This window comes from Pseudoalteromonas sp. SCSIO 43101, assembly GCF_023650775.1.
Lineage (GTDB): Bacteria > Pseudomonadota > Gammaproteobacteria > Enterobacterales > Alteromonadaceae > Pseudoalteromonas > Pseudoalteromonas apostichopi.
The window spans coordinates 547,676-560,463 of record NZ_CP072674.1 but is presented as its reverse complement, the minus strand read 5'-3'; the positions used below and the strand labels follow the sequence as shown (position 1 = coordinate 560,463).

General features: G+C 40.3%; 12 protein-coding genes. 8 read left to right on the top strand and 4 right to left on the bottom strand.

The features are described from left to right. Positions 1-144: 144 nt before the first annotated feature. Complete coding sequence (locus J8Z25_RS19555; RefSeq protein ID WP_250662102.1) at positions 145-1,611, top strand: DNA recombination protein RmuC; 1,467 nt, start codon at positions 145-147, stop codon at positions 1,609-1,611. A gap of 38 nt (positions 1,612-1,649) precedes the next feature. Here J8Z25_RS19555 and J8Z25_RS19550 read toward each other — a convergent pair whose 3' ends face one another. Further along, on the bottom strand, positions 1,650-2,354 hold the full coding sequence (locus tag J8Z25_RS19550) for a hypothetical protein (protein WP_250662101.1): 705 nt from the start codon (positions 2,352-2,354) through the stop codon (positions 1,650-1,652). Between the two features lie 126 nt (positions 2,355-2,480). Here J8Z25_RS19550 and J8Z25_RS19545 point away from each other — a divergent pair, with 126 nt between their 5' ends. After that, on the top strand, positions 2,481-3,056 hold the full coding sequence (locus tag J8Z25_RS19545; protein WP_250662100.1) for a DJ-1/PfpI family protein: 576 nt from the start codon (positions 2,481-2,483) through the stop codon (positions 3,054-3,056). On the opposite strand, the gene J8Z25_RS19540 is transcribed toward J8Z25_RS19545, so the two are convergent. Further along, complete coding sequence (locus J8Z25_RS19540; RefSeq protein WP_250662099.1) at positions 3,051-3,932, bottom strand: LysR family transcriptional regulator; 882 nt, start codon at positions 3,930-3,932, stop codon at positions 3,051-3,053. The two genes, J8Z25_RS19545 and J8Z25_RS19540, sit on opposite strands and share 6 nt — an antisense overlap. Positions 3,933-4,032: 100 nt before the next feature. Between J8Z25_RS19540 and J8Z25_RS19535 the strand changes: the two genes are divergently transcribed. The 5 genes from J8Z25_RS19535 to J8Z25_RS19510 all read left to right on the top strand — a co-directional run bounded on the left by J8Z25_RS19535 (position 4,033) and on the right by J8Z25_RS19510 (position 10,007). After that, entirely contained in the window at positions 4,033-4,521 is a 489-nt protein-coding gene (locus tag J8Z25_RS19535) for a DUF2938 domain-containing protein (RefSeq protein ID WP_130052358.1), read from the top strand. Between the two features lie 9 nt (positions 4,522-4,530). Then, positions 4,531-5,163, top strand: a complete 633-nt coding sequence (tmpT, locus tag J8Z25_RS19530; protein ID WP_130052357.1) for a thiopurine S-methyltransferase — start codon at positions 4,531-4,533, stop codon at positions 5,161-5,163. A 275-nt stretch (positions 5,164-5,438) separates the two neighbouring features. Beyond that, a complete protein-coding gene (locus J8Z25_RS19520; protein ID WP_250662098.1) occupies positions 5,439-6,239 on the top strand; it encodes a DODA-type extradiol aromatic ring-opening family dioxygenase in 801 nt (266 codons plus the stop codon). 94 nt (positions 6,240-6,333) lie between these two features. After that, positions 6,334-8,673 (top strand): S9 family peptidase, encoded by a 2,340-nt coding sequence (locus J8Z25_RS19515; RefSeq protein ID WP_167657308.1) that lies wholly within the window; start codon positions 6,334-6,336, stop codon positions 8,671-8,673. A 452-nt stretch (positions 8,674-9,125) separates the two neighbouring features. Then, positions 9,126-10,007, top strand: a complete 882-nt coding sequence (locus J8Z25_RS19510; RefSeq protein ID WP_250662097.1) for an alpha/beta hydrolase — start codon at positions 9,126-9,128, stop codon at positions 10,005-10,007. Positions 10,008-10,050: 43 nt separating this feature from the next. Here the strand turns inward: J8Z25_RS19510 and J8Z25_RS19505 are convergent, their stop codons facing one another. Further along, a complete protein-coding gene (locus J8Z25_RS19505; RefSeq protein ID WP_250662096.1) occupies positions 10,051-11,061 on the bottom strand; it encodes an alpha/beta hydrolase family protein in 1,011 nt (336 codons plus the stop codon). Positions 11,062-11,131: 70 nt separating this feature from the next. Further along, on the bottom strand, positions 11,132-11,980 hold the full coding sequence (locus tag J8Z25_RS19500; RefSeq protein ID WP_250662095.1) for a LysR family transcriptional regulator: 849 nt from the start codon (positions 11,978-11,980) through the stop codon (positions 11,132-11,134). Positions 11,981-12,099: 119 nt separating this feature from the next. On the opposite strand from J8Z25_RS19500, the gene J8Z25_RS19495 reads away from it, so the two are divergent. Continuing rightward, positions 12,100-12,762, top strand: a complete 663-nt coding sequence (locus J8Z25_RS19495) for an FMN-dependent NADH-azoreductase (protein ID WP_130052351.1) — start codon at positions 12,100-12,102, stop codon at positions 12,760-12,762. Positions 12,763-12,788: the final 26 nt, after the last annotated feature.

The following is a 12,788-nucleotide window of genomic DNA, read 5'->3' as shown; positions in this document are numbered from 1 at the left end:
ATGTTGATTTCCCATTTGGTTACTAAATTTTAGTAATGTTAGAGCCAGCTCTTCTTGAGCTGGCTTTTTTTATGCCTGATCCCCCTACTCTGTTGAGAACTATTTCGTTATGATGATGTGTCTTTAAGTTATTGAGTTTTCGATATGATTACAGAGCTAATTGCACAGATTAATTGGCAAAGTGTGGTGCTTGGTGCTGCTACAGGTGCACTCGCAAGTGGTGTTATTTTTGCTCTGCAAAAAAGCCGCTTAAAAGAACAGTTAGCTGAACTGCAAAATAGTCATCAAATTCAGCAAAGCCATTTAGAGCAAACGCAGTTGCAATTACAAGAAAGCCAACTCTCGTTTTCTCAATTGCAACAAGATTACGCTGAACAACGTGATGAATCTCAACACTTTAAAACCCGTTTTGTAGAACAAGAAAAACAAGCACAGCAATACAACCAATTTTGGCGTCAAGTCGAGGCTGAGCTTGCTGCTACCAAAGCGACTCTCAATCAACGTGATATTGATTTAAGTACTTTACGCAGCACGGTAGAGCAAAAAGAGCTGCACTTTAAAGAACAGCTCAGTCAAATTAAAGAAAGCAAAGAGCAACTTAAGAAAGAGTTTGAAAATCTTGCTAACCAAATCCTTGAAGAGAAATCTCAGCGTTTTAAAACCTTAAATCAAGAAAGCATTGAGCAATTATTAAAACCTGTTCAGGGTGAGCTAAAAGGCTTTCGCGATAAAATGGAATTGATCCATGTTGAAGATCTCAAACAGCGTGCTGCACTTAAAACCGAGTTATTGCATTTGCAAGCTAAAAGCCAAGCTATTACTGAACAAGCTGATAGACTTAGCACTGCGTTACAAGGTCAAAAGAAAACCCAAGGGAATTGGGGTGAGTTAATGCTCGAAAATGTATTAGACAGCGCAGGACTGCGTGCCGGAGTAGATTATCAACGTGAAGTGTCATTCAACACGGAACAGGGACGCCTTCGCCCTGATGTGGTGGTGTATTTACCACAACAGCGTCATTTAGTTATCGATGCTAAAACCTCGTTAAACGCTTACACACGCTACGTAAATGCCGATTCAGAGCTTGAGGCACAGCAAGCGCTCAAAGAGCATGTCACGGCAGTGCAATCACGTATTAATGAGTTAGCAAGTAAAGCCTACGATAGACTACCAGGTATTAACTCGCCGGAGGTGGTGATCATGTTCGTACCGATAGAGTCTGCATTTGTTGAAGCGCTTAAGTACCAGAGTGATATTTATCAGCAAGCAATCGAAAAAAATATCTTAGTTGCAACGCCGACTACCTTATTGACTAGTTTGAATATCGTTAAACAATTGTGGCGTTTTGAAGAGCAAACTAAATACTCAAAAGAGCTTGCTGCCCGTGCAGAGCGCTTTTATAACAAGTTAAATGGTTTTCTTACTAGTATGGAAGGGGTTGGTAAGCAATTAGACCGCGCCAAAGAAAGCTATGATAAAGCGTTTTCTCAGCTGTATCGTGGTAAAGGGAACTTGATTAAGCAGGCCTCTGAGTTCAAAGAGCTGGGGGTTTCTGTTCAAAAAGAGTTACCCGCGGAAAGTGTTGAAAAAGCCCAATTAGAGTTAGATTAAATGCGATACAAAAAAGCCAACGTCATGTTGGCTTTTTATTAGTTAATTAGTTCTGCTGACACGATATCGTTGAGCATCAAAAAGTGGTTAAGTACAGACTCCTCAAGCTCGAATACTTGCGCTACTTTTTCGCCACTTGCTGACATCCCTGTTTGCGTTCCTGCAAACTCGATATGTAACCCTAAACGCTTCAGAGTTTGGACATCGTAACTATAAATTGCTGAATCACGTTTTTCGGTAATGCCTGGCATCATACCTATGATAGTAACCGCTTGTTCAACATTGATGATTTTAAAAAACTGTCGTTCTGCTGTTTGCCATTTTGTAATATAGCTAGCGACCTCGGGAGGTTGCTCCATCGGCACGTATAATGGCTGTAATGAGCCCCCATGCCAGCCTATAACGGCTTGTTCTTCAACGAGAACATGTGGACTTGCGGTAAGTACGTAGTTGGCGCAAGACGATGCACAAAGCTCGTGTACTACAACATTGAGTTGATACTCATGCACTAAGCCACCTAAATGTAGACCCGCCATCACATCACCCCCTTGGCTATTAATAACCAAGGTATTGATTTGTTGATCGCTACTTACTAATAATTGTTCGAACTTTTCAACATTTTGCTTTGATGTTTCGCCCTGAAAATAAATAGTGCTCGGCGATACTTCACTGATTTCAGCAACGTTTTGCTGTGTTGTTTTACAACCAACCAGCAGCACGCTCAATAATAATAAAAAACGCATTAACAATGCCTTGAAGTTTTGTTTGTATACAGTGCGCAATTTAATAATATGTTATTAACGAACTGCAAAAATGGCATAGTACGTTTTTTTGCTTGAGAAATAAATCAACATAACAGGAACAATTGTATGAATATTGGAATTTACATTTATGATGATGCCGAAGTGCTCGATTTCTCAGGTCCATTTGAGGTGTTCAGTACCGCTAAGCGCCTAGCGGATAATGACTGGCAAGTGAGTTTAATTGCCGAAACTACTGGTCCTGTTCTTGCCCGTGGTGGTTATAGTGTAAACCCCCATTACAGTTTCGCTGACTGTCCTTCGCTTGATTTACTTATTGTGGTTGGTGGTGATCATACTCTAGAACTTGAAAAAGCAGAGGTTATTGCGTGGTTAAAAAATACTGCTACTAAAACCAAACGTGTTGCCAGCGTTTGTACAGGAGCATTTTTGCTTGCTAAAACGGGGCTTTTAAACGGTAAAAACGTCACGACCCACTGGCAAGATCAAACCCATTTGGCTGCTATGTTTAAAGATCTTAATGTGATTGCCGATACTCGTTGGATCACCGACGATAAGTTTACCTGCTCAGGTGGAATTTCTGCCGGCATTGATATGAGTTTAGTGTTAGTCGCTGAGCTTATTAGCTACGAACATGCCTTATTGACTGCTAAACAGATGGAATATCAATGGCAGACTTTATAATTGTTCAGCAATATAGTCGGTTATAAACTGTTTTAAACAGACAGCCTTTTTACTCAGTAAACGTGCGCTTGGCCAGATAGCATAAATGTCGCGGTTTTCCCCTCGCCAGTGTGGCAGTACTTGAACTAACTGCTGAGATTTTAATTCATCTATAACCTCAAACCGAGGTAACAAAGCAATACCTTGCTCATCACAAACTAAGTATTTTACAAATCCGGTATCGTTAAAAGTAGTAGCAAATCGGCACATGTGCGTATAAGTTGCATTCGTTTGTGTATTGGTTAGCTGCCACTTATTTCTCAACGTGGTACCAATTAACCTATGCTGTTTTAAATCAGTTGGCTCTTCTATGGAAGGTGCCGAATCAAGGTATGCTTTTGTGCTTACAAATAAGGTATCAACACTGCCTAACTTTTTTTGATGGAGCATAGAATCAACCTGCGGCCCGACTCTTATTGCTAGATCAGCTTGGCTTTTACTCAGATCTTCAAGTTTATTATTAAGCAATAGCTCAAGTTGAATATCAGGGTACTGTTTAGTAAATGCGAGCCACATTGGCTTTAAGAAACCATGACTAATATTCAGAGGTGCTAAAACTTTAAGCTTTCCTGATAATTGTGCTTTTTGATCATTAAGCTGGCGGTGAGTTTGTTCAAACTGCTCAACTAATTCAACATAACTTTGAAAATATACCTCTCCTGCTTGCGTTAACGTGCATTGCCTTGCTGAGCGATTTAAAAGCTGCTCGCCTAGGCGTTGCTCAAGTCGTTGCAAGCGTCTCGATACAGTTGCGGTAGGCAACGACAAGCTCTCAGCCGCATTACTTAGGCCGCCTTGTTTAACAATCTGTATGAATAGGGCAATATCGTCAATCATGTTCTCATTTTTGCAATCATAGTTTGTTTATCTTGCTATTTTTAGCATTTTTGCAATTAGATATCATGTTTTTTATTAAATCATTTAAGAGCATCTAATTATGAGTGTTAATGATATTTATGTGATAACTTTTGTAGGCATAGCGGCGACTTTGTTCATTGATCTTTATGCTTTTCTGCTGGCTAAAGTGTTTAAGATACCGTCATTAAACTTTTGTTTAGTTGGCCGTTGGGGCTTGGGTTTATTAGATGGAAAGTTTAAGCACCTGAATATAGCAACTAGTCCAGTTAAGCAGTTTGAGTGCGTGTTTGGCTGGTGTTTACACTACTTTATTGGTGTTTTATTTTCGTTTCTATTTATATTATTGGTCGGTATTGCTTGGCTTGAACAGCCCACCTTAATCGCTGCATGTATATATGGATTAGCTAGCGTATCTATGCCATTTTTTGTTATGCAGCCCGCTTTAGGGATGGGGATAATGGCTACGAAAACAGCAAACCCACTTCAAGCCCGCTTAAAAAGTGCTGTAACTCACCTACTTTTTGGTGTCGGAATATATTTATCAGCTCAATTCATTCAATTTATTTAGGAGTATGTAATGGACGCAAAGCATTGGCATCAACGTTGGGAAAATAACGAAATTGGTTTTCATGAAGGAGACGTTAACCGTTATCTAGATCAGTATTTTACTAACTTAAATTTGCAGCAAGGCGATACTGTTTTTGTACCACTGTGCGGAAAAACTCACGACATTCATTATTTGCTAGCGCAAGGTATGCGTGTTGTTGGGGCAGAACTTAGTGAGATAGCCATTAAGCAGTTATTTGATGAGTTAAAGCTAGAACCCGAAATTAGCCAACACGGCGAACTATTACGTTACCAAGGCGCAAATCTAACCGTTTGGGTGGGTGATATTTTTGCACTTACTGCAGCTGATCTTGGCCCTATCAACGCAGTTTATGACCGTGCCGCTTTAGTTGCGCTACCAAAGCCAGTGCGCATTCGCTATACCCAGCATTTACTTGAATTAACTAATAGAGCTAAACAGTTAGTGGTGGTCTTTGAGTATCAGCAAAGTGAGTTTTCGGGTCCGCCGTTTAGTGTAGTCGCCGATGAACTACATCAGCACTACGATGCTTTTTATCAACTAACATTACTGTGCAAAGAACCTCTCGAAGGTGGCTTAAAAGGGCAAGTCCCTGCCATGAACGTAGCTTGGCATTTAAGTTAGTACTTACAAACTATTGGTGTGTAAATTCACACCCTAGTTGTGCGTTTTTGTGGCTAGTTATTGTACCTCTGTGCGTGCACTATAGAGATACCAATCCGCAATAATACTTAATCATTTTGAGGGATTAAACCTGTCGCTACCTGCGTTAAAAATTTCTGAGTTAGAACAACTAAATAACGAAATTTTTGCCTTGCTATCAACGAGGTTTCTTCGCCTCACAATAGACTACTTAATTAAGCGAATTGGTATGAAAAGCGTATTTAAGGAGTACATTTATGCAAAAGCCACGCGTTTTCTTTGTTTCACATGGCGGCGGTCCTATGCCTTTACTTGGCGATCCAAGTCATGCCGATATGGTCACTTGTTTGCAGTCCGTTGCTGCTAAAATTAAAAAGCCATCTGCTATTTTGATGGTGAGTGCGCACTGGGAAGCGAACCCTACTAGTATTACTTCGAGTGCTGCTCCTGAGCTAATTTATGATTACTATGGTTTTCCTGAGCCTGCTTACAGTATTGAGTACCCAAGCCCAGGTGAACCAGCCCTTGCCGAAAAAGTACATCAGGCATTGGCAAAAGCTAATATCGATAGCGCATTAAACCCATCTCGTGGCTTTGACCACGGTATGTATGTGCCTTTGAAAATTATGTATCCAGAAGCAGATATACCTTGTGTGCAATTGTCGTTACACCCAAGCCTTGAGCCAAGCTTACACCTAGCGATAGGTGAGGCTTTACAACAACTTGATTACGATAATTTATTGATCATTGGGTCTGGCTTTACTTTTCATAATATGCGCGCATTTTTCACCCCTGAAACCGCTGAAATTAAAGCGCAAAATATGGCTTTTGAGCAATGGTTAGTTGATGTATGTGGCAATACTGAGCTGAGTGAGCAGCAGCGACAAGCTAAGCTATTAGAATGGCAAATGGCCCCTGCGGCGCGTTTTAGTCATCCTCGTGAAGAGCACTTATTGCCGTTACATGTTTGCTATGGTGCGGCGATGCGCCCTTGTAATGATATTTACGAGCTACGTATTGCCAACAAGCAAGCCAGTATGTTTTTGTGGGACGATTGAGTTTAAGTTCAACCCCCCTGATAACACGATAAAAGCTCAGATTTTATTCATCTAATTTGGTACGCTAGGTAAGTTAAAACCTAGGAACAACAAAATGAATTTAATAAAAACATCAACCCTTGCGTTTGCTGTGGTTGCGGGTTTAGGTTTGCAGGCATGCTCAACTGCAGAGCAAGCTAGCACCCCATCAGCAACAGTGAACGCAACGGCTAATCCACTCTCGCTTGCACAAATTTATAAAGAAAAAGACTTTAAAGCTGAGCGTAGCACCTATTTTACGTGGCTCGATGATGGTACTGGCTACACAGTACTTGAAGAGCGCGAAAGCGATAAAAATACTCAAGACGACAAAGCTAAAGACGATGAACACGGCGTAAAAGGCAATGATATTGTGTTTTATAACGCCGATGGGACGGGTCGTAAGGTGCTTGTTAGCTACGAAAAATTAATTCCCAAAGGTGATAAAGAGCCACTCACCGTTGAAAGCTATCAATGGTCTAAAGATGGTAAATGGCTGATGGTTTTTACCAATGGCGAGCAAGTGTGGCGCTCACGTAGCCGTGGTGATTTTTGGCTATTAAACCTTGAAACAGATTCGCTATATCAGTTAGGTGGCGAAAACATCGAAGCGAAAAAGCTAATGTTTGCTAAGTTCTCACCAGATAGCTCAAAAGTAGCTTACGTGCGTGATAACAACATCTACATGGAAAAAGTCGGTAGCAAGGCTGTGACTGCTTTAACCACTGATGGTAACGACACCATTGTTAATGGTAATTTTGACTGGGTATACGAAGAAGAATTTACTATTCGTGATGGTTTTCGCTGGAGCCCAGACAATAAATCAATTGCCTATTGGCAGCTTGATACCAGTGGCGTGAAATACTTCACCATGATCAATAACACCGATGATCTCTACCCTACCCTTAAAGAATTCCCATATCCAAAAGCCGGCGAGATGAACTCTGCGGTTAAAGTGGGTGTGGTCAGTCTTAGCGACAAGAAAACTCGCTGGGCTGAACTTGGTGGCGATAATCGTGATCGTTATATTCCACGTATTAGCTGGGCAGGCACTGGTGAATCTTTGATGATCCAAGATCTTAACCGCCCGCAAAGCCACAACAAGGTTTGGTTATTCGACTGGCAAAAACAACAGCTAACTAAAATCCTTGAAGATAAAGACGATGCCTTTATTGAGTGGTTTTATAAAGCAAACTGGTCAAAAGACGGTAAGTTCTTTATTTGGCACAGTGAGCGTGATGGCTGGCGTCATCTATACCGTGTATCTCGCGATGGCAAAACGGTTGTTGATTTAACGCCGGGCGACTATGACATCATTGATATGTTAGCGCTTAACGAAGATAAAAACGTTATGTACTTTACTGCATCACCGGATGATCCTAGCCAGCGGTATTTATTCCGTACGTCGTTAGATGGCAGCTCTAAACCTATGCGCGTAACGCCAGCGTCATTTGATGGCTCAAACAGCTATTATATGTCTAAAGATACCTCTTGGGCGATGCACACATTTTCTAAATTTGGCACTCCACCAATGAAAGAGATCATCAAAGTAAGCGATCATAGCAATGTGAAAACCTTAGTTGAGAACAAAGCATTAAAAGAGAAATTAGCGACTGAGCAATTACCGACTCACGAGTTCTTTACAGTTAATGCCCGTGATGGTGTTGAGCTTGATGGCTACATCATGTTCCCAGCGAATATGGATAAAAGTAAAAAATACCCAATTGTATTCTATGTTTACGGTGAGCCATGGGGCTCAACAGTACAAGACCGCTGGGAAGGTAACAGTTACTTATACAAGTCGTATCTAACTCAGCAAGGCTTTATTGTTGCCTCAGTTGATAACCGCGGCACGCGCGCACCAAAAGGCAGAGATTGGCGTAAGTCTATCTACAAAAAAATAGGCTCTATTACCGTACGAGACCAAGTTGACGCCCTTGATGCAATGGCAAAACGTTGGGATGTCATTGATACCGACCGTGTCGGTGTATGGGGTCACTCTGGTGGCGGTAGTTCAACACTTAATTTGTTATTCCGCCATGGTGATAAATATAAAGTTGGTATTGCCTCAGCCCCAGTGCCAGATATTCGCTTGTACGATACTATCTACCAAGAACGCTATGCGGGTAACCCAAATACCGATCCTGAAAGTTACGACAACACGTCGCCGATTACTTTTGCAAAAGATCTGCAAGGTAAGTTGCTACTGATCCACGGCACCGGAGATGATAACGTACACTACCAAGGTTCAGAGCGTTTAATTAACGAATTAGTTAAGCACAATAAACAGTTCGAGTTTTTCTCTTACCCGAACCGTTCTCACAGCCTACGAGAAGGTAAAGGCACTACCCTGCACTACCACACTATGATGGCTAACTTCTTCGAAAAGCATTTACTTAATACCAACCCGCAATAATACTTAATCATTTTGAGGGATTAAACCTGTCGCTAACTGCGTTAAAAGTTTCTCATTTAGAACAACTAAATAACGAAATTTTTGCCTTGTTATCAACGAGGTTTAATTGCCTCAAAATAGACTACTTAATTAAGCGGATTGGTATAACAAGTAAATATGCTTTATAAAAAATACTGCAGCTTCAACGTTAAGCTGCGGTATTTTTATGCAAACTGTAAACCCCCGTTACACAAAGAAAGCGTTTAGATGAAAGCTATCAAATGTTCGATGTAAATTTTCAGTGCTGGCAATGGCGGCTGCGAGCTATTGGATTATCGAGCAAGCGTATAATGAATATCTTGTATCACAGTTAAGTCGGTGAAAGAGGCTAACTAATACCCTGTTACAATTGTCTTATTAACTAATATTTATAATTGAAGTAGTGTCATTAAGTTATTGATTAAGGATATAAAATGGCATTACTAAAATTTAGATTTCAGTATCTAGCTTGGCTTATTACATTTGTTTTGTTAGCTACAGGCTTGTATATCGCGATGAAATACCAACAGCACTATAGTTCACGCTTTATTGATATAGATATAAAGTCGAATGCGCTTTCAGAAATGCGCCGAGTTTTCATTCGCTTGCCCAAAAACTACAACCCTAACAAAGCTTATCCGCTCATAATTAAAACTGACGGCAATTTTAACCTTGATACTTGGGATGACGCTTTAAGTTTTCTTGAAAGCACCGATGACAAGCATGAGGTTATTCTCGTGGCCATCCCGAACCTGTTTTGGCATGACACACGAAATCGTGATTTAGTGCCACCTTACGCCCGTAAGGATGTGGCGATAGAAGCTCGCCCAATTAATCAAAATCAACGAGAAATATTTGGTAAAGCTGATGTGTTTTTAAAGTTTATTGAAACAGAGCTAATACCCTATTTAGAGGGAGAGTACCGTATTAGCGGGGAGCGCACACTAACAGGTTTTTCGGCGGGAGGTAGCTTTGTGTTATATACCATGGTTACTAAACCAGAGTTATTTAATGCATACTTTGCTTTTAGCCCTGCGGCTTGGTATGACGATAATGTTGTCGTAAAACAGTTCAGTAAAAGTTTACCTAATACAGCAGGCAGCACTCACTATTTTTATGTCACATTAGGTGGTGATGAGAATCCAATCATAACCGGTGCATTTAATGGCTTAGTGAATGCTCTTCAAAAGCATGCACCAAACGACCTTACCTGGCAGCACCACATCAACAAAGGAGCTGACCATGAACAAAACGCAGAGCAATCCGTTCGCAGTGCGCTAGATGGGGCGTTTAATCATTTTGATATTGCTAAGTAATGATTAAATAGGGCCTTTTTGGCCCTTTTTACTTTCAAAAAAGTTACAAATAAGTGTTAAACCAATTCACTAGCTCTGTTTCTAGTTGCTTTTTATGGTTCATTAAAAAGTGGTTGTCACCTTCATACACCACAAGCTTATGGGGGATATGATGCTTATCTAGCGCTTTGGCAAATTGAATTGAGTTATCGACCGATACTCGTTTATCGTCACTGCCATGAATAAGTAATATGGGCACTTTACGCGAGAGCTTATCAACCCAGTTCATTACAGAGCGTGCTTTAAGCTCTGCTTGTTTGTTTTCTTTATAATTGGGGATACGACGTACATACACGTTATTTTCCATGTTAGGTCTAAACGTAAGCTCTTTAACTAAATCGGTCGCCCCTGCAATGGTTGCAATGGCTTTAATCTTGTTTGTGTGTTGCATCGCAACGTGGGTTTGCATGCCGCCTCTACTTACTCCTAACATGCCAATACGGTTTTCATCTGCACTTGCTATGTGAGGAATAAAATCAATAAGCGCAAGTACGTCATTAACATCTTTGCCACCAAACTCATCTAAATCATCATTTTTTGTTAATGTACCGCGGTACTGACTGCCGATAACCACAAAGCCTTGCTCTGCTAAAGGAAATAAATTTCGCATCATTGCTGCAAAATAAACACTGCCAAAATTACCGTTACCGCCGCGGTTATAAATTAATACTGGTAGCTTATTCTTGATGACTTTAGGTTTGATGATATAACCAAGCACTTCAACATCATCAACCTTATATTTAAAGTTATGGCAGGTTAAATTTGTTTTAAAGTTATCGAACATATCTTGTGAAAAGGTTTCTTCAAAGGCTTTAATACGCTTTAAGTACTCAGTCTCGGTTTTAGCTTTGCGTTTATTCTTTTGCGCTATAAATTGGTGCCACGAATCATAGTCAGCAAAGATGCCTGTGAAGCAGTCTGTTTCTTTTGTTACGTGTTCATCATCGATAATTTTCGCTGCGCTGGTAGAAAAAACAGCAAGAGATAGGCTGGCAAAGAGTAGTAATTTATACACAACAACATCCTTTTTGGTGGCTAAAATTTACTAAACCACAGTAACTTAAATGAAGGTTATTTGTACAACACTAATTTAGTAAACGCTCAAGCCACTCAATCACAACTTTTTGTATAGATGTTTCAAAGCGATTTTTTTCGGGGATGTAGTAACATAGTTTTGATTCAACATCTTGGCTATTAAATGGTGTTAGTAACCCTGAATTTAAATAAGGTTGAACCAAGGTTTTTGAGCAAAACACCACGCCTTTATTGGCGAGCACCTGATTTATACTAAATAGCTCTTGATCAAATGTTTTTATCTCGAAACATGAGTCATTTAGGTTATTTACTTTGAGCCACTGCGCTAATGGTGGAGCAGGTAGCGCATTATTTTTCCACTGGCTTGTGTATAAAGTGACCTGTTCATCAAGCCAAGGGGGGCTTTTATCTGAGCTTGCTGCAAACACATCAAAGCGCTCATACTTGATGATATCTGATTTGTTTACTTCCTCACTATTTCCTAGCCGAACAGGCAAGGTATGAAGCTGCTTATCTAAAGTTTCACTGGTTGATATATCAAGCTGTAAATGTGGTTTTTTGTTATTTAGCTCTTCTAAAGCGGGTATTAATCTTAGGGCTGCTAGAGAAGATGTTGTGGTGATACGTACTTGGTTATGTGCTTGGCTCACCTGTTCAATTGCCGCAAAAATAAGCTTAAAGCCGCTAGTTGTGTTTTGGCTTAGGTACTCGCCTGATGGAGTTAAGGTTATCTTTCTCACTTCGCGATGAAATAAATCAGTATTCAAGCGGCTTTCTAGATTAGCAATGTGGTGCGATACCGCTGTAGGCGTAATCGCAAGCTCAGCGGCGGCTGCTTTAAAGCTACCTAATCGTGCAGCTGATTCAAAGGCTTTTAAAGCTTGTAATGATATATGCATAGTTGAACCCACCTAAATTTATAGATGAGTATAACTTACTTATAGTGAATTATAACTCGTTTGTTAAATGGCGCACATTTAATGATGATACCAACACATTAACTAATGAGGTATTTACTATGACTACTCTGCTACACATTGATGCTAGTGTGCGTTCAGCTAAAAACGCAAACCCTAATCACGACTCAATCTCTAAAAATATTGCTAAGCAATTTGTAAATCATTTACAGCAAAACAATGCTATAGCTGAGTATATTTACCGTGATGTTGGAATGAATCCACCTTCATTTATTAATCAATCTTGGATTGGTGCTGTGTTTACGCCTGCCAACAAGTTAACGCTAGAGCAAAAAGAAGTACTGGCCGAATCAGATGAATTGATAAATGAATTGGTTAACGCTCATACCATAGTGATATCAACGCCTATGTATAACTATGGCATGCCCGCACAACTAAAAGCATGGTTTGATCAAATCGTTAGGATCAATAAAACATTTGACTTTGATTTGCAGCGGGGGGATTTCCCTTTGCAACCATTATTAAGTGGTAAGCGTTTGCTGGTTATAACCTCAACGGGTGAGTTTGGCTTTGAGGCAGGTGGTATACGAGAGAGTATGAGTCATTTAGTGCCGCACATTAAAACGTTGAGTAAGTATTTAGGTGTTCAGCATATTGATGAAATTGCTTGTGAGTATCAAGAATTTAACGACAGCAGGCATCAACGTTCTTTGACTAATGCCTATGCTAAGGCTGAACAGTTAGCACTGAGATACATCAATTAAGATTACAAAACAAAGCCGCAATAAGC